Raw genomic sequence first — 16,505 nt, 5'->3', positions numbered from 1 at the left:
AATCACATCCTTTCTTTTAAGGAGAGTTTTCTTCTTCTTTTATAATACGAATATGTTTAACCTTAGCTTCAGCATTCACTTGTTTGCTATTGCCAATTTGTAAAATAGCAGATGCAGATGCCGCCATTATATTCATTTTATTAGTACGAATAAATGGATGGTGATGAGTTGTCGTCTGAATAACATCGTCTTGCTCTGATAGGTGAATGAATTCGCGTTGGAAAATTGGAAATTTCTCTAATTCAAATCCTTTATCAGAAGAAATACCACCTTCTTTCTGAACGGCCAGAGCATCTAATTCAGGTTCTATTGTATGGACATCTCCTATATGGAAAATTGAACTACGAGATAACCCGGTAACTTTTATGGCATTGACTTTAGCTGTCCGGTGTTGTTTCATTATTTGCTGCTCCTTGGTTTTCAGGTTCTGCTAATGGTACCTGTGCACCAACAATGTAGGATTCAGGAGGTGTATCAAATTGAGAAGAAAGTTTGATTTCATGACTGTCACCGACTAAAAATAAAGAAGAACTAGAAACACCTACAATAGAAATGTTTCCAACTTCTAAGTTCCAATTATGGACATCGTATTTCATAATTACCTTACTCCTTTTTAGAATGTTGAGTAAACCATTTTCTTAGTCCTTGAATCATCTCATTTTTCACATTGGAAGTAACATGCTGATGTAATTGATTTGGAGGCATATTCGCTTGTTGATAATATTCGATCCGCTGCGGTAACTGTTTTTTGATATCATCGATTAAGGCTTGGCGAAATTGGTTATCTAAACTATGTTGGTATTCTTGTTCTAATTCTTGGATGTAGGATGGTATTTCATTTTCCATGTACTGATTGATTTCCTCTTGTATCGTTGGAGGCATGGATTGCTGAAGTGGGAGAGAGAAATCATCCATTTGTTGTAATTCATCAGGAGTTACGCCAATGTGAAGGGTACCATCTAATCGTTCGATTTTTAATTGATCAAAATGGTATTCAAGCTTTTCAATATTTGTTTTATTTGATGAAGACTGCTCTATTTGCTTTAATCTGGCCTCTAAGGAGTTTATATGATCGTGTAATTGGTTCATTTGTTGTTGTAATTGAGAGAGATAATAATACAAATTTTGATCATTCATTTATTTCACTCCTTATTCCTTTTTTCTTTACGTTGGAGATAGAGGTACTAACGGTTCTTGGGCACCTTCAATTTCAGCCTCTTCTGCAAGCGTTTCGAATTCACCAGTATTGTAAAGCTGCGATAGAGCTTGCATTTTCCCAGAGCTTCCGATCTGCAGGACAGACGAATTAGTTACATTCTCTACTTTAAGCAAATGGATATAAATGGATTGATGAACGGTTAATTGCACATATATCACCTACTAAACTCCAGTTATATTTTGATCGAACTTATCGTCATCGATCATTTGAGTTTGTGCATTCTTTAATTGTATGCGAATACCATCACCTGTATTAAACGATCCACCACCAGCAAACGTTTTTGCTTGGGTGTATGGTTGCATTTTATAGACATCCCCAATATGAAAAATGCTGGAAGAGCCTATATTGATTACTTTTACTGCACCGACAACCGCTGGCATCATACATCATCCTAACCTCAAACATTGTTCCATAATTATTTTATGAATCGTCATAAAGAGTGTGAAAACAAGTTAAAGATAATTATTTGAAAATATACTAGTTTTTAGCAATTGAATAAGATAAACTGTATAAAGAATTAACTGAATAGGGGGAAAAGTAAATGAGTTCAGTCAGACCCTTTTCGAATCATCAACGATTGCCTTGGATTGATGCGGCAAGAGGATTTGCGATATTTGGAATTTTTATGGTTAATTTGCCAGCTTTTCATGGTCCATACTTTTTATATGGAAATGGACAAAATTATTGGGGAACGGGAGATGCTGGTATCTGGCAAATCATTATTGATATCTTTTTTCAAGCTAGTTTTTATTCGCTATTTTCTTTTTTATTTGGATTTGGTATTCAGATTATATATGAAAATGCTAAAAATAAACTTGCCAAGCCTAGAAGATTATTAGTTAGAAGACTTTTATTGTTATTGTTATTTGGATGTATTCACGCATTTTTGATTTGGTATGGGGATATATTGATTACATATAGTTTAATCGGGCTTATATTGCTGTTGTTTATTCACTGTGAAAACAAAACGTTATGGACTTGGTCTTTATGCTTGTTACTGATTCCTATGTCTTTGTTTACAGGATTAATGTATTTGGCGCGTGATTTTATAGATACAACCAATGTAGAACTAATAGAGCGTGCTTACCAACATTATGGTGGAGGTGGTTGGGGAGAAATTCTTCGTCAAAATATGACAGATTGGCTCTTCGCTAATAATGTCTTTGCCTTTATTTTAATGATTGCTAATATATTGCCAATTTTCTTAATTGGGATGCTTTTTGCAAGAAATAAGTGGCTGCATGATATAAAAGATCATCAAAATATATTGAAGCGAGTATGGCTCATCACCTTAATTGGTTTCGTGCTATTTAAGGTAGGCCCATATTTTATTGGAAATCCCTTATGGCTGACTATTCCACAGGATATGATAGGTGGAACGATGTCTGCGATTTTTTACATGTTAACGATTGCTTTAACTTACTCTTATATATCAGTTATTTTCCGATTGTTTAGTTATGTTGGGAAAATGGCCTTAACGAATTATATTCTTCAGTCGATTATTGGTGTTTTGTTATTTTATTCCGTTGGTCTTGGTTGGTATGGTTCCCTAACCCCATTTGAGACTATAGCAATTGCGTTCGTTGTCTTTCCGCTTCAAATTATATGGAGTTATGTATGGCTTCGAAAATGGAGGAGAGGCCCACTGGAGTGGCTCTGGAGAAAAGGAACTTATGGAAGAATTGGTAAGGTTTATTCGAACAAATAAAGAGAGATTTCCATCAGTGGGGTTATACGGACGATTGTTCACCGTGATAAATGTGAAAATATAGACTGGTTTTTGACAATTGCGTGAAGTCCAAGATTAAAAATGAAAATTATCCTAATAAATGATATGATGTTTTTAAATAGAATAGTTAAGGGGGGAACAAAATGACACATTTGCATATTACCGCATGGGTGTTAGGTTTAATTTTATTGTTGATATCGTTTATCTTTTATAAACAAGGTCATAAAGCTGGCAAGATTCTACATATGATTTTGCGCTTAGATTATTTGCTGATTCTTTACTCTGGCGGAGATCTGTTTGCAGAATATGCCAGTGGCGGTTTTCCTTTCTTAGGTGAGTTGATTGTAAAAGGATTAGCAGGTTTATGGGTTATTGCAGGAATGGAATTGGTATTAGTGAAAACTTCCAAAGGCAAACCTGCAAAAGGTGTATGGGCTCAACTGATTATAGCTCTCATTATTGCATTAGTTCTCGGATTTTTTCGATTACCTATGTAAAAGAGTAAATCGATATATAGCATGCCTTTCTTAAGAGGCATGCTTTTTTTGTACTGGTCATTTTTTGCCTGTATATGCATACATTATTAAGAGTGATCGAGACAGAGAGGATGTGAGGATACTCGATGTGTGGCATCTCAGGATGGGTAGATTTTACTCGTGATATAACGAATGAAAAGCAAAATATCACTCAAATGGCGAATACCCTAGAACACCGTGGCCCTGACGAATCTGGTTATTGGCTGGATCAACATGTTGGTTTTGGGCATCAGCGTCTGATTGTAGTGGATCCTGATGGCGGGAAGCAGCCAATGGAAGCACGAACGTCGAAACAAAAATATGTACTCGTTTATAATGGAGAATTATATAATACTGAAGAAATAAGACGTGAGTTAGTTAAAAGAGGCTGGAAATTTCAATCACACTCTGATACAGAAGTATTATTAAAAAGCTATATGGAATGGGGCGAATCTCATGTTGAAAAATTAAATGGCATCTTTGCTTATGCGATATGGGATGAAGCAAAAGAACAGCTTTTTGTAGCGAGGGATCGTTTAGGGGTAAAACCGCTCTTTTTCATGCAGCATCGAAATGGTCTTTTATTTGCTTCCGAAATCAAAGCAATTTTAGCACATAGCGAAGTGAGAGCTGTCTTAACAGAAGAAGGCTTATCGGAAATCTTTGCAGTTGGCCCATCAAGAACACCAGGATTTGGTGTTTTTAAGCAAATGGAAGAATTACGAGCAGCACATGTCGGAATTTTTTCAAAAGATGGCTGGAAAACAAGACGGTACTGGAATGTCCAAAGTGAGAAGCATGAAGACTCTGTTGAAGAGACAGCACAACATATCAGAGAGTTATTAACAGATGCCGTGGAACGGCAACTCGTTTCAGATGTTCCGTTAGGCACTTTTTTGTCTGGTGGAGTGGATTCAAGTGCGATTACCGCGATTGCTAGTCAATATATGAAGCGTCATAATTCAGGTACTTTACAAACTTTTTCCATTGATTATCAAGGAAATGACCAATATTTTCAAAAAAGCAGTTTTCAACCAAATCAAGATAAATCATTTATTGAAAAGATGGTAAATGCTTGCGGAACCCGTCACCATTCTTTTGAGATGGATAATCACACATTAGCTGGTTTATTAAAAGATGCGGTAAGATACCGTGACTTGCCAGGAATGGCAGATGTGGATTCATCACTATTGTGGTTTTGTGAACAAACGAAAAAACATGTCACCGTTGCTTTATCTGGAGAATGTGCAGATGAAATATTCGGTGGTTATCCATGGTTTTATCGTAAGGATGATTTAGAAAGAGAAGGTTTTCCTTGGATTCGATCTTCTGAAGTGAGACAGCAGTTATTAACAAAAAAACTGCAATCAAAGCTAAGTCTGAAGGAATACGCTCTAACGAAATACGAGGATACGATTCGAGAGACCCCCTTATTAGATGGGGAAGATGCAGAGCAACGGAGTAGACGTCAGATGTTTTATTTAAATATGCATTGGTTTATGCCAACATTACTTGATCGTAAGGATCGAATGAGTATGGGGGCGAGTTTCGAGGCGCGTGTGCCGTTTAGTGATCATCACTTGGTGGAATATGTTTGGAATATTCCATGGGAAATAAAAACAATAGGAAATCGAGAAAAGGGAATTTTACGAAAAGCTTTAGAGGGATTGCTTCCTGATGAGATTTTATATCGTAAGAAAAGCCCTTATCCGAAAACACATCACCCAGCTTATACGAAAGCAGTTGTTAAATGGATGGATGAGATTTTACAGGATAAGGATGCCCGGTTATTTGAAGTATTGGATAAAAAAGCGGTGCAAGAATTAGTCAATCATAAAGCATCCAATATAGATGCTCCATGGTTTGGCCAATTAATGACAGGGCCGCAATTAATGGCACATCTAGCTCAAATTGATTATTGGTTAAGAATGTATGATGTAACGATTGAAACGTCCTAGTGAAGGGTATTTAATAGGAAAAGTATAGGAAAGTAGTGACCCATTATGAAAAAATTTTTCGTTAGCTTACTACTTGTCTGTATGTTTAGTCCTTTAACGGTTGTCTTGGGGTTAAGTTGGGCTTATCCGTTTGTGGTCTATGATGGAAAGGTGTATCAAGTGACAGAGGAACAGGTTCCGATAGTTCAGGTGGAAGAGAATATTGGCCGGGTTACCTCTAAGCCTGATAGAACAGGGGAGTATTATGGAAATGCTTCAAATAAGTACCCGATTGATACAAAATATTTTTCGATAAGCGATATTCCGGTTAGTGAAGCTATTGCGGTAGAAGAAGGTAATGTATACGTAAAAGCAATCTATCAACACGAAGCACCTTTCCATTGGATGAACGTTTTTCAATATACTGTTCCCATCCTCTTTTTTATTGTGATTAGTATGATTTATTTTATAAGAGAAAGAATGAAGACAAAATATTTAAATCAAATATCAAAGTAATAAAGGACTACACTTTGTCAAAAAAAGTGTAGTCTTTTTATTACCGTATCTGAAAGTATAAATGGTCAGCAAGGAAGTAATTCGACGAGGCGGCCAATTTGAAGTATATAGATAAGCGCAACTACGGCTCTGCTGTCGCCAAAGGCTCGGCAATCGCCGAGTTTTCTTTATTTGACAACTTGTTAAAGTTCATCATAATAGAAAAAGAAAGATTATATGAAGAAGGGGATAGTACATGTATAAATATATTAGACAAATTCTATTAGTCGGGTTTCTCATCATTATGATTGGTACTGTTTTTGGAGGGAAGGTCGAAGCTAATCAAAAGACAGATGAGCGGATGTATTATATATTGGTAGATCGGTTCATTAATGGCAACAGCGACAATGATATGGACATTAATATTGATCAAAAAACAGCTTATCATGGTGGTGATTTAGAAGGAATAATCGATCATATTCCTGAATTAGCAGATTTAGGTTTTACTGCGATTAATGTTAGTCCAGTAATGGAATCAAGCAGTTACCATGGGTTAGATCCATTGGACCACCAATCACTAGATCCTCACTTTGGTGAAATGGAAGATTTAAAACAAATGGTAGAAACGGCGCATGAACATGATATGAAAGTTATCTTGGATTTTGTTGTCTCTCAAGTAAATGCCGATCATCCTTTATCAGAACTAAATGGCAAGTGGACAGCGAACAAAGAGAATCATCAATGGGGTACAGAGGTTTTGATCCCTGATTTACAAATAGATGATGTGGAAAACTATTTCTTAAATAGTGCTGCCTATTGGATAGAAGAAGTGGAAATTGATGGTTTTCATTTATATGTGAATGAGAATACACCTGAATCATTTATTCAAGCTTTCCAAGAGAGGATTGAGGAAGTGAACGAGCAAGCACTTCTCCTGACAGATGGAAAGAGTTACGCTAATGATGCAAATTATCTTCAAGTGAATCATCGGTTACAAGAAAAATTAGTGAATGTATTGAAGCATCCAGGGGAATCATTAGAATCTATTTTGACTGAAGAACAACTTTTACAAGGCAACCAAATACAGTTTATCGATAATGCGGCAACGAATCGGTTTACGCATGAAGCAGTTCGGGAAGGATTCAACCCTGTTACTAGGTGGAAATTAGCCCTTACATTTTTATATACCATTCCAGGCGATAGTCTGATATATCAAGGTTCTGAAGTGCCGATGGACAATGGGGCAGCAGAACCTGATCATCGAATGGCAGAAGTTAATCGGACAGATGAAGATATTACAAGATACTTAGATAAATTAAGTACACTGAGAGAAGATGCACCGGCATTACGAGAAGGAGATATAGAACTCGTAAACCAAGCGGGAGCGATGTCTGTCTATAAAAGGACTTCTGCCGATCAGACTATGTATATGGCGATCAACAATGATACAGAAACAAAAACGGTAGAAATAGCCAATATGGATGATGGGATGCAACTTCGCGGTTTATTAGAAGATGGTATTGTAAGACAACAAGATGATGGGAACTATTATATTGTGTTAGACCGTGAAACAGCTAATGTTTTTATATTAGAAGAAGATACAGGATTTAATTGGTTTTTTATCATAGCCATGTTAGCTATCGTCGGAGCATTTGTCGGATTTGTCATCACCGTCAGTGTTAAAAATAAGAATAAGGTCATTTCATAGGTAGGTATGAATGATTAATTCAGCAACTGGAATATATGAGACTCCTGTGGGAAAAGCGAATATATTCCAGTTGCGTGTACAGAGGAGTTGTCTATTTAAACAGCTCCTTTTTTCTTTATTTAAAATTTATACCTAGAGGTTAGATCGGAGTGCCGCCATTTATGTGAATGGTTTGACCTGTGATGTAGCTAGCATCTTCGCTAGCTAAATAAACATAGGCCGGTGCGACCTCACATGGTTCCCCAGGTCGTGCCATTTCAGTATCTGAACCAAACTTTGCTACCTCGTTCTCATCAAAAGATGCTGGAATAAGAGGAGTCCAAATGGGACCAGGTGCGACACTATTTACTCGAATTCCTTGTGATGCAACAGATTGAGCTAGTGATTTCGTAAACGTCGTAATGGCTCCTTTCGTGCTCGAATAATCAATTAATTTTTTGTTTCCTTTAAAAGCAGTAATGGAAGAAGTATTAATAATTGAGCTGCCTTGTTTCAGGTATGGCAGAACCGCTCTTGAAAAATAAAAGTAGGAGAAAATATTAACTCGAAATGTTCGCTCTAACTGTTCATCGGTAATTTTAGTGAAATCTTGTTGCGGGAATTGCATCGCGGCATTATTGACTAAAATATCTATTTTGCCAAATTCTTGATACACTTTCTCTACCACATCCGAGCAAAAGTTACTTTTCGCTATATCTCCTCTAAAAAGACTGCATTGTACCCCCTCTTGTTCCACCATCTTTTTTGTATCATTGGCATCTTGATCTTCATCATAATAAACAATGGCGATATTTGCTCCTTCTTTAGCAAAATGTACTGCTACAGAACGACCGATGCCACTGTCACCACCTGTAATAATCGCACTCTTTTGCGCAAGCTTTTGGCTGCCTTGATAATGGCGATTTATCGTCTTTGGTAATGGCTGCATGTTGTGTTCAAAGCCAGGCTGCCTGTCTTGATGTTGTTTGGGTAAAATTTCTTTCTGTTGATTGGATGACATACCTTCCACTCCTTATATGTAATCTATTTGAATAGTATGTCAAAAATCCAATGAATCATGCACCATACGATAATACATATTTTAATATGATAAAGAAAACTCGTCGATTAACGAGTCTAGGGAGAAGTTAGAGGAGTAGTTGCCCTTATCTATCTTCCTCGTCGTGGTATCTACGTCGAATTCTCTTTATCTGTAACACGATATAGATTTTGATATGGTAAAAAACACGCAGCAAAATAAGCTGCGTGCATGTCTTTTATTCGTTTGGTGATTGATTTGAAAAGAATAATGCTATCGTCCCTGGTCCTGCATGTGCCCCAATGGCAGATCCTATCATATTTATTTTAATCTCTTTTACATCCCATTTTTCCCGTATCATATTAGCCAAATGTTCTGCAGTATCACTCGCATCACCATGGCTTATGGCAATCGTTTGATGTTTTAAATCCATTCCTCGCTCATCCATAACCTCGAGCATTCGTTTATAGACTTTTTTCGTTCCACGTATTTTTTCAAGTGGAATCAGTTTGCCATCTTCCATGTGTAATAAAGGCTTCACTTTTAATAATGTTCCAACAAAAGCAGCTGTTTTACTTACACGGCCGCCTCGATATAAATATTCGAGATCGTCCACCGTAAAAATGTGTTCCATATGCTCCAAATAATATTTACTGGTAGAGACGATTTCTTCAAATTTTGTGTTATTTTGTGCTAGTTCTGCTGCCTTTAATACGACTAACCCCAACCCAAGAGAAGCACATTTCGTATCAATGACTTCTATCTTGAAGTCAGGGAAATTTTCTTTTACTTCTTGTTCCATCAATTTAGCAGCTTGATATGTTCCAGAAAGCTCAGAAGATAGGGATAAATAAATGACTGCACTTCCTTCTCTGGCATGTTTTTCAAAAGCATCCTTAAAAACTTGGGGACTTACTTGTGCTGTTTTTGGGGCTTTTCCTTCACGCATCGAATCATATACTTGCTTTGACGAAATCGATAATTGATCCTCATAATTTTTTCCTTCTAATTGAACCGTTAATGGAACCATTTCAATTTGGTACTTTTGATAATCTTCTTTTGATAAATCACAAGCGCTATCGGTCATAATTTGGATCTGCAATCGACATCCTCCTTTTACATACTAGACAACATGTATGTAATCGTTATTTCAGTTTAATATAAGTGTAAGCATAACCGGTCTATTCGTCAAAATAAATGAGCTTAATTTGCTCTTCAATATGGTTAAATGAACCAATCAAAGGGTAAAGGATATCGTGGCCTATTTAGAATAAAGAGATGGTTATAATTGGAGGGATAATCTTGTTTTTAATGCAGGCACAAAGAATTGCTATCGTTATTATTGGAGCGATCTTAAATGCGATAGCTCTGAATTTTTTTCTCATAGCAGCGAACGTTTATGCCAGTGGATTTACAGGTATTTCACAAATCCTTTCTACAATATTCACGGATTACTTTCATATGGAAAATATAAGTACTGGTATTATCTTATTTCTATTAAATATTCCTGTTGCTATACTTGGATGGATTAAAGTAGGAAAAGGATTTACAATATATAGTTTTTTATCTGTTATCTTTACATCAGGTGCATTGGAAATACTGCCAACCCTCAGCCTGTCGGATGATTTAATGTTAAATGCGGTATTTGGCGGTGTGATCGCAGGTTTTGGTGTTGGGATCACCTTGAAATGGGGGGCATCAACTGGTGGTTCTGATATTATCGCAATGTGGATTTCACGAATGAAAGACAAGCCAATTGGCGGTTATTTAATGGTGATAAACGGGATGATTATCGTGATCGCAGGTTTGTTAAATGAACCAGAAAATGCCCTGTACACATTAGTAGGTTTATATGTGACAACAAGAATTATTGACAGCATACATACACGTCATGAAAAAGTAACCGCCATGATCGTGACAAAGAAAACGGATGAATTACAAAAAGCGATTCATGATACGATGACTCGTGGGATGACAATTCTCCCAGTAAAAGGGGCCTACACAAAAGAAGATAAGCATATGCTTTATCTGGTCATCACAAGGTATGAACTATATGACTTAGAAAGAATTATTCATGAAGTCGATGAAAATGCCTTTACCAATGTAGTTCAAACAGCAGGTGTCTATGGATTTTTCCGCAGAGATGATTGAAACTTTTTCTTCATGTTAAACGACTATACTAAAAAGGGGGCATTGAAATGAAACAATTGCTTAGGTTTATGACTATTAGTATCTTCGGGCTGTTAATAGGGTGTGGAACTGGGACAAGTGAAGACGACTCTATGCAAAAGGATGAGCCAAATACCCCGGTAAATTCCCAACCTTCAGAAGAAGAGGATGAGAAAAAAGAAGATTCACTGGATCATTTGTTATTCGAGGTGGATGTCAATCAAACAGCAGATGGGATACGCTTTGATTTTTCGTTAACCAACCAGAGTGATGATAAGGAAGTACTCACTTTTCCATCAGGTAAGCAATATGAAATTATAGTATCGAAGGACGAAGAAAAAATATATCAGTACTCTGAAGGAAAAATGTTTACCGAAGCTTTAGTTGAAAAAGAAATTGGGAGCGGCGAGACGATGGTGTGGCAAGAAGTATGGAAGCCAGATCACACATTAGAGACTGGAACTTATCACGTAGAAATGACGTTATTACCTGCGCGAATAGATGGAGAAACAATAGAGGATGAGTTCTTCCAACAAACGACAACACTAGAAATAAAAGAAATGACTAAAAATGAGGAAGCAGTAGAAGAACCATTCCGTGGTGTAACAGTACAAGGGGAAAAGGGACAATATATTGTCGAAGGAGAAATTCATGGGTCAATTGGAAAAGCTTATTATGAAGTAGAAGATGGCCATCATTATTTAATTGAACAAACTCCTTTAGAATTAAATGATAATGGATGGCAACCTTTTTCAATTGAGATTTCGATTTCAGAAGAAGACTTACCGACAAATGGAACTTTAATATTATTTCTATATAATGAAGATCGATCAGTTCAATTACCTGTTGAATTAGAGCAACTTCAACAATAAAGAGTGAGGGCTTACGGACAATTATTCGCCGTGTAAAGAAAACTCGGCGATTGCCGAGCCTTTAGGCGACAGCAGAGCTGTAGTTGCCCTTATCTATCTTCCTAAAATGGTCTGCTACGTCGAGATTGCTTCCTTGCTGACCATTTATGCTTTCCTATACGTTAAAAAAAAGAGAAGGATTTGTTCCTTCTCTTTTCTAATATCCGTAACGTTCGATAGTATCTTCTACTTGTCCAATTAATGCATCCCATTCTACATCCATTTTTTTGTTAACGGTAATAAAGTGTTGAAATCCAAAAACATTATCAACGCCATCAAGATTCATTAATTCATTCAAAATTTCATATTCACTTGTTTGGCCTGGCATAACAGAAATACTGTTATTCCCTTCAAAAATTAGTTTGTCACTTGTAAATTTCATTGCATTTGGATTTGGTGTTGATTCGACATGAATGCCCATGTTCTTTCCTCCTATTTAAACGTACTTTACACTCATAATATCAGAAATGAGTAAAATTAAAAAGAATTTATATATGTAAATAACAGGCATACTTTTTCAGTATGCCTGTTTAAAGTGCGGGGTATATAATTCGAGGAGACTATTTTAGTTCGTTTTGTTGCTTTAATTGTTGTTCCAATTGTTTTAGTTCTTGTTGTTCTTCTGCTGTAGCGTTGTTATATGCAGATTGAATAGCGTCGTGTGCAGCTTGTTTATCTTGTTGGTTAAATTGCCCGCCACGGTTTACTAAACGGTTAACTGCTTCTCTTGCTTGCTGAAACAATTGATTTTGCATCGAAAATCCTCCTGTTTACTAAAGCTTGAACATTCATTAAGATGTTCAAGCTTTAGTATGTAGCAAAGTATCATTTTTATTCGTATATTTCGCTTGTAGAGGATATGGAAACGTCTAGTTTTAAATATTCTAATAAAAATGTGCCAATTCCATCTGCTTGATTGGTATTTGTTTGGTGGTTAGAAATATCTTTCAGAGAATCGATGGCATTTCCCATTGCTACACCGACACCAGCATAATCAATCATTTCAAGGTCATTATCTTCATCGCCAAACGCAATAACATGAGATTGTGGAATGTGGTAGTAATGAGCAATTTTTTTCAAACCTACAGCTTTATTGATTCCTTTTCGTACTACTTCAATAATATCCCAAGGAACACCCCATTTTCGGTGTTCAATAACGGAGGCGTGTTCATCATCCAAGTATTTTCTTAACTCTTCAATATGATGATTCTTCGGGTGAATTAATAAGGAAGTAGGATCTTCTTTTAAATGGTTTTTTAAGCTTCCAATGGTGATAATTTCTTTTTGTTGGGGATGTGAAAACATGTTCAAAATTTGCTCATCATAACGATCTAAAAACATTTCATCTCGTATTTCAGCAAATATATTGTCAACTTTAAATTCATAGCATGTTTGAATAATTTTTTTAGCAGTGCGATTCGGAAGTGGCGAATGAAGGACATCCCATTTATGGTCATGTGGATGATGGATTAGTGCTCCATTGAAATTTACCATAGGTGTATCTAATCCAAGTTCTTGGTAGTACATGATACTAGCTCGATGAGGTCTGCCTGTAGCGATAACCACAATATGTCCTTCCTGAATCGCTTTGTGTACAATATTTTTCGTATAAGGACTAATTTCTTTTCTATCTGTCAGTAATGTGCCATCTAAATCAAGTGCAATCAAGTGTTTTTCCTGCATTTTATCACCTCACAATGTAAGTATAGTCTATATTGCTTGATTATGGATGTAAAGTTTTTGTAATTTCATTCCTTTTTTTTGCATGCACTCTGCGAAAAGGATATGATAGGATTAGCAATATTATACAGAAAGGAATTAGACAATATGATTGTGATCAATAAAGAATATTGGAATGATATACCGCTTCTGCATGTTGTCGACCAAGATAAACGCGATAAACCAATGCCCACCTTAACGTACATACATGGCTTTACAAGTGCTAAAGAGCATAATTTATCGATTGCATACTTTTTAGCAGAAAAAGGGTACCGTGTACTTTTACCTGACTGCATGTACCATGGTGACCGTAAAGAGGATCTATCCAAGGCAGAATTGGAAATGCGTTTTTTTGATATTATTTTGCAAAATCTTGATGATATAGAGATTATTTATCAAGAACTTGCAGCAAAACATCTATTGGATAAAGACCGCTTTGGATTAGCCGGTACAAGTATGGGTGGTATTACGACCGCTGCTGCATTAACACAGTTTTCTTGGATAAAAAGTGCAGGGGTTTTAATGGGGTCCCCTAAAATATCAAAATTTGCTCAGGAATTAGTGGATTATATGCAAGAAAGTCTGCAAGAATTCTCATTATCTGAAGCAGAAATAACTTCATTAATGAAACAATTAAATGATATTGACCTTTCATTACAAATGGAAAAATTATTTGGCCGCCCATTATTTTTCTGGCATGGGGAAGAAGACGAAGTTGTCCCTTTTAACCATGCTTATCAGTTTTATGAGGAAGCAATTAAGCATTATAAAAATCCAGAAAATATCCGCTTCCTAAAAGAAATGGGACGTGGGCATGACGTAAGTCGCTTTGCTATTCTTGAATTTGCTAACTGGATCGAGTTACAATTATAATAAGCATAGCTTTTTGCGAAAGTGTGATTTTCCTTTATAATAGAGGAAACATGCTAAATGAAAGAGCTGTAAGATGGAAGAAGGAGGGAACACAAATGGATCAAGCACTTGAAGAAAATCTAATGGGAGCTTTGGAAAATGTAATTGACCCGGAGCTTGGAATAGATATTGTTAACTTAGGATTAGTATATGGTGTTGATTTAGACGATGACGGTGTAGCTACAGTTACTATGACGCTAACAGCGATGGGATGTCCATTAGCCGGGCACATTGAGGCAGATGTTAAGCGTGTTATGGAGGATATTCCTGAGGTAAAAGATACAAACGTTAATATCGTATGGAATCCACCTTGGTCTAAAGACCGTATGTCACGTTATGCGAAAATAGCTTTAGGTATTCCTGATTAAAATCGACTGATGCCTAACCGAAGAAAATAAGACGAGTGAAAAATAGAGGTACAATCACATCATGATTCGTACCTCTATTTTTTCATGGCTTTTCCTACTTCTTTGTTGATTTCTACATAGTAGAACCAAACAACTGCGCAATAGTGAAAAGTTGTCTCGGTGAAGCTTCTTTCCATTCTAATTGGAGGTGTGTGCTATCATCCGCTCCGGCAGAATACTTCGCTTTCCGTGGGCTCGGCTTCAGCTAACTTGGTAAAGAAACCCGCTTTACCAAGTGGATCTTCAGCTCTCGCTGTCCCACAGGAGTCTCTGTATTCTGCCTACGCTAATAAAGGTGTTCTGCCTTTTGGAAGTGTAGATCCATCGAAATTCATTTCTTTGTACTCGGTCTTTCTTCAATCAGAACACCAAATGAAGCGAAGTATCTTGGCGAAGCGATTCTTTGCACTCAGCTTCCGAAGAATGGTAGAAAGTCATGCTAAAATTATGCGCAGTATATGGATATTATGCAATGGTATTTATTTGAAAAGTAAAGCCCTTTTAGAAAACAGGCTTTTATAAAGAAAGCTTGATTATTTTCAAACGTTATAAAAACTTTTATAATTTCTTATCCTTGTATAAAGATAAAGGCTATAAAACCTACGATAAAGCAGTAGAAAGCAAAATATTTTAAATTGCCTCGTGCCATCACGTTCATAAACCAGCGCAGAGAGTAATACGTCGCAATTAAAGAGGCGATGAAAGCGATGGTGTAGGGAATCCACAATGCATCGAAATTTTCGTTACTCACTACATCACCGATAGATAAAACAAGCGTACCTAAACTTACTGGAATAAACATAAGAAAGGAAAATCGTAAGGCAGTTTCTTGTTTCATACCAAGAAGCATGGCGGCAACAATCGTAGCACCAGATCTGCTGATACCGGGAATTAAAGAAACAGCTTGAGCAAACCCTACAATTAAAGCGTCTTTTACTGTCAGTGCTCCATCATTTTTACTTCCTCGTAAATTTCGAATTATCCATAATGCAATACCTGTTATAATTAATGTGATGCCAACCATTTTCGCTCGACCAAATACACCGGCTATTTGATCTTCAAACAATAATCCAATCACAGCTGCGGGGATCGTAGCAATAATAAGGTAAATGATAAACATAAAGTCTGCTTGATAAGGTTCTCGACGTGTTGTAATGTAATTCACACCATTAATGGTTATTCGAATTAAATCCTTTCTGTAAATCATTAAAACAGCTAGTAATGACCCAAAGTTTACGAGCACTTCAAACGATAAGTCATTCTCTGCCTTTACCCCAAACAATTGCTGTACAATGACTAAATGTCCACTTGATGATATGGGGATCGGTTCTGTAAAGCCTTGTAGTACCCCAAGGAACAAATATTTTAACAATAACAAAAGGTCCTGCCACATTTCCATTATTTATCCCCCTATATTTTTCATAAATCAACCCTTGCCAATAAATGTGACAAGGGTTGAACAAGTACTATTATACTTATTAATTTTCTTCCTTCAGTATGCCGTCGCCAAGTATAATCACAATAATAGTGAAGACGGCAGCGATGGATAGTACGGATGGAACGCTAAACATTTCTCCTGCCATACTGGATAAAACATACGCTACTAAAAAGCTGAACAATACTGCCCAAATGATGGCCATTAAATATTTCATGATCTCACCTCTTATTTTTCTCGTTTTTATATGTACTTGTTTTATACGGATAATCCGTAACAGGTTTTATCTTATAATAGTTTACCAAAGTTTATTAAGAAAATAAATAAAAAA

21 protein-coding genes are annotated in these 16,505 nt (G+C 36.4%); 9 read left to right on the top strand and 12 right to left on the bottom strand.

The genetic code is table 11. From position 1 onward, the window contains the following. Positions 1-16: 16 nt before the first annotated feature. Genes GHD00_RS05310 through GHD00_RS05290 form a run of 5 tightly spaced genes read right to left on the bottom strand, consistent with a single transcriptional unit; the run spans position 17 to position 1,599 of the window. Positions 17-400: a spore germination protein GerPE gene (locus GHD00_RS05310; RefSeq protein WP_163537106.1), complete on the bottom strand. Its 384-nt coding sequence runs from the start codon at positions 398-400 to the stop codon at positions 17-19. Further along, complete coding sequence (locus tag GHD00_RS05305) at positions 378-596, bottom strand: spore gernimation protein GerPD (protein ID WP_163537105.1); 219 nt, start codon at positions 594-596, stop codon at positions 378-380. The genes GHD00_RS05310 and GHD00_RS05305 overlap by 23 nt, the downstream gene beginning before the upstream one ends. A 7-nt stretch (positions 597-603) precedes the next feature. Next, a complete protein-coding gene (gene gerPC, locus GHD00_RS05300; RefSeq protein WP_163537104.1) occupies positions 604-1,137 on the bottom strand; it encodes a spore germination protein GerPC in 534 nt (177 codons plus the stop codon). A gap of 27 nt (positions 1,138-1,164) precedes the next feature. Further along, on the bottom strand, positions 1,165-1,368 hold the full coding sequence (locus tag GHD00_RS05295) for a spore germination protein GerPB (protein ID WP_163537205.1): 204 nt from the start codon (positions 1,366-1,368) through the stop codon (positions 1,165-1,167). Positions 1,369-1,380: 12 nt separating this feature from the next. Beyond that, positions 1,381-1,599, bottom strand: coding sequence for a spore germination protein (locus tag GHD00_RS05290; protein ID WP_163537103.1), 219 nt, complete (start codon positions 1,597-1,599; stop codon positions 1,381-1,383). A gap of 161 nt (positions 1,600-1,760) precedes the next feature. On the opposite strand from GHD00_RS05290, the gene GHD00_RS05285 reads away from it, so the two are divergent. From GHD00_RS05285 to GHD00_RS05265, 5 genes are all read left to right on the top strand, one after another. Beyond that, entirely contained in the window at positions 1,761-2,927 is a 1,167-nt protein-coding gene (locus GHD00_RS05285) for a DUF418 domain-containing protein (protein WP_163537102.1), read from the top strand. Between the two features lie 164 nt (positions 2,928-3,091). Continuing rightward, positions 3,092-3,445: a YisL family protein gene (locus GHD00_RS05280; protein ID WP_163537101.1), complete on the top strand. Its 354-nt coding sequence runs from the start codon at positions 3,092-3,094 to the stop codon at positions 3,443-3,445. A 125-nt stretch (positions 3,446-3,570) separates the two neighbouring features. Beyond that, complete coding sequence (asnB, locus tag GHD00_RS05275; RefSeq protein WP_163537100.1) at positions 3,571-5,421, top strand: asparagine synthase (glutamine-hydrolyzing); 1,851 nt, start codon at positions 3,571-3,573, stop codon at positions 5,419-5,421. A 45-nt stretch (positions 5,422-5,466) separates the two neighbouring features. Next, on the top strand, positions 5,467-5,916 hold the full coding sequence (locus GHD00_RS05270; RefSeq protein ID WP_163537099.1) for a hypothetical protein: 450 nt from the start codon (positions 5,467-5,469) through the stop codon (positions 5,914-5,916). A 235-nt stretch (positions 5,917-6,151) separates the two neighbouring features. Then, complete coding sequence (locus tag GHD00_RS05265) at positions 6,152-7,603, top strand: alpha-amylase family glycosyl hydrolase (protein ID WP_163537098.1); 1,452 nt, start codon at positions 6,152-6,154, stop codon at positions 7,601-7,603. A 139-nt stretch (positions 7,604-7,742) separates the two neighbouring features. Here the strand turns inward: GHD00_RS05265 and GHD00_RS05260 are convergent, their stop codons facing one another. Further along, positions 7,743-8,603: an SDR family oxidoreductase gene (locus GHD00_RS05260; RefSeq protein ID WP_163537097.1), complete on the bottom strand. Its 861-nt coding sequence runs from the start codon at positions 8,601-8,603 to the stop codon at positions 7,743-7,745. 256 nt (positions 8,604-8,859) lie between these two features. Further along, positions 8,860-9,723 carry a DegV family protein gene (locus GHD00_RS05255; RefSeq protein WP_163537096.1) on the bottom strand — a complete coding sequence of 288 codons (864 nt, stop codon included), beginning with the start codon at positions 9,721-9,723 and terminating at the stop codon, positions 8,860-8,862. Positions 9,724-9,923: 200 nt separating this feature from the next. On the opposite strand from GHD00_RS05255, the gene GHD00_RS05250 reads away from it, so the two are divergent. Next, positions 9,924-10,772 (top strand): YitT family protein, encoded by an 849-nt coding sequence (locus GHD00_RS05250; protein WP_163537095.1) that lies wholly within the window; start codon positions 9,924-9,926, stop codon positions 10,770-10,772. A gap of 47 nt (positions 10,773-10,819) precedes the next feature. Further along, the gene (locus GHD00_RS05245; protein WP_163537094.1) at positions 10,820-11,662 is read left to right on the top strand and encodes a BsuPI-related putative proteinase inhibitor; all 843 of its coding nucleotides are present in this window, start codon (positions 10,820-10,822) and stop codon (positions 11,660-11,662) included. 196 nt (positions 11,663-11,858) lie between these two features. On the opposite strand, the gene GHD00_RS05240 is transcribed toward GHD00_RS05245, so the two are convergent. The 3 genes from GHD00_RS05240 to GHD00_RS05230 all read right to left on the bottom strand — a co-directional run bounded on the left by GHD00_RS05240 (position 11,859) and on the right by GHD00_RS05230 (position 13,384). Next, positions 11,859-12,122, bottom strand: a complete 264-nt coding sequence (locus GHD00_RS05240) for a NifU N-terminal domain-containing protein (RefSeq protein WP_163537093.1) — start codon at positions 12,120-12,122, stop codon at positions 11,859-11,861. A 139-nt stretch (positions 12,123-12,261) separates the two neighbouring features. Continuing rightward, positions 12,262-12,456, bottom strand: a complete 195-nt coding sequence (locus tag GHD00_RS05235; RefSeq protein ID WP_163537092.1) for a DUF3813 family protein — start codon at positions 12,454-12,456, stop codon at positions 12,262-12,264. 76 nt (positions 12,457-12,532) lie between these two features. Then, entirely contained in the window at positions 12,533-13,384 is an 852-nt protein-coding gene (locus GHD00_RS05230) for a Cof-type HAD-IIB family hydrolase (RefSeq protein ID WP_163537091.1), read from the bottom strand. Positions 13,385-13,528: 144 nt separating this feature from the next. On the opposite strand from GHD00_RS05230, the gene GHD00_RS05225 reads away from it, so the two are divergent. Both GHD00_RS05225 and GHD00_RS05220 read left to right on the top strand, forming a co-directional pair. After that, on the top strand, positions 13,529-14,293 hold the full coding sequence (locus tag GHD00_RS05225; RefSeq protein ID WP_163537090.1) for an alpha/beta fold hydrolase: 765 nt from the start codon (positions 13,529-13,531) through the stop codon (positions 14,291-14,293). Between the two features lie 95 nt (positions 14,294-14,388). Beyond that, positions 14,389-14,700: a metal-sulfur cluster assembly factor gene (locus GHD00_RS05220; protein WP_163537089.1), complete on the top strand. Its 312-nt coding sequence runs from the start codon at positions 14,389-14,391 to the stop codon at positions 14,698-14,700. A 607-nt stretch (positions 14,701-15,307) separates the two neighbouring features. Here the strand turns inward: GHD00_RS05220 and GHD00_RS05215 are convergent. Both GHD00_RS05215 and GHD00_RS05210 read right to left on the bottom strand, forming a co-directional pair. Next, a complete protein-coding gene (locus GHD00_RS05215) occupies positions 15,308-16,138 on the bottom strand; it encodes an undecaprenyl-diphosphate phosphatase (protein WP_163537088.1) in 831 nt (276 codons plus the stop codon). Positions 16,139-16,217: 79 nt separating this feature from the next. After that, positions 16,218-16,391, bottom strand: coding sequence for a DUF2929 family protein (locus tag GHD00_RS05210; RefSeq protein ID WP_163537087.1), 174 nt, complete (start codon positions 16,389-16,391; stop codon positions 16,218-16,220). Positions 16,392-16,505: the final 114 nt, after the last annotated feature.

The sequence above is a fragment of the Gracilibacillus sp. YIM 98692 genome, from assembly GCF_010993965.1.
Lineage (GTDB): Bacteria > Bacillota > Bacilli > Bacillales > Amphibacillaceae > Gracilibacillus.
Note: the sequence above shows the minus strand (reverse complement) of the source record. Positions and strands in the feature narration are given on the sequence as shown.

Coding starts and splice junctions, on each gene's coding strand:
- GHD00_RS05270 (WP_163537099.1), top strand. CDS start 5,467: ATGAAAAAATTTTTCGTTAGCTTACTACTTGTCTGTATGTTTAGTCCT.
- GHD00_RS05305 (WP_163537105.1), bottom strand. CDS start 596: ATGAAATACGATGTCCATAATTGGAACTTAGAAGTTGGAAACATTTCT.
- GHD00_RS05215 (WP_163537088.1), bottom strand. CDS start 16,138: ATGGAAATGTGGCAGGACCTTTTGTTATTGTTAAAATATTTGTTCCTT.
- asnB (WP_163537100.1), top strand. CDS start 3,571: ATGTGTGGCATCTCAGGATGGGTAGATTTTACTCGTGATATAACGAAT.
- GHD00_RS05225 (WP_163537090.1), top strand. CDS start 13,529: ATGATTGTGATCAATAAAGAATATTGGAATGATATACCGCTTCTGCAT.
- GHD00_RS05290 (WP_163537103.1), bottom strand. CDS start 1,599: ATGCCAGCGGTTGTCGGTGCAGTAAAAGTAATCAATATAGGCTCTTCC.
- GHD00_RS05240 (WP_163537093.1), bottom strand. CDS start 12,122: ATGGGCATTCATGTCGAATCAACACCAAATCCAAATGCAATGAAATTT.
- GHD00_RS05220 (WP_163537089.1), top strand. CDS start 14,389: ATGGATCAAGCACTTGAAGAAAATCTAATGGGAGCTTTGGAAAATGTA.
- GHD00_RS05285 (WP_163537102.1), top strand. CDS start 1,761: ATGAGTTCAGTCAGACCCTTTTCGAATCATCAACGATTGCCTTGGATT.
- GHD00_RS05235 (WP_163537092.1), bottom strand. CDS start 12,456: ATGCAAAATCAATTGTTTCAGCAAGCAAGAGAAGCAGTTAACCGTTTA.
- GHD00_RS05260 (WP_163537097.1), bottom strand. CDS start 8,603: ATGTCATCCAATCAACAGAAAGAAATTTTACCCAAACAACATCAAGAC.
- GHD00_RS05230 (WP_163537091.1), bottom strand. CDS start 13,384: ATGCAGGAAAAACACTTGATTGCACTTGATTTAGATGGCACATTACTG.
- GHD00_RS05265 (WP_163537098.1), top strand. CDS start 6,152: ATGTATAAATATATTAGACAAATTCTATTAGTCGGGTTTCTCATCATT.
- GHD00_RS05210 (WP_163537087.1), bottom strand. CDS start 16,391: ATGAAATATTTAATGGCCATCATTTGGGCAGTATTGTTCAGCTTTTTA.
- gerPC (WP_163537104.1), bottom strand. CDS start 1,137: ATGAATGATCAAAATTTGTATTATTATCTCTCTCAATTACAACAACAA.
- GHD00_RS05245 (WP_163537094.1), top strand. CDS start 10,820: ATGAAACAATTGCTTAGGTTTATGACTATTAGTATCTTCGGGCTGTTA.
- GHD00_RS05310 (WP_163537106.1), bottom strand. CDS start 400: ATGAAACAACACCGGACAGCTAAAGTCAATGCCATAAAAGTTACCGGG.
- GHD00_RS05280 (WP_163537101.1), top strand. CDS start 3,092: ATGACACATTTGCATATTACCGCATGGGTGTTAGGTTTAATTTTATTG.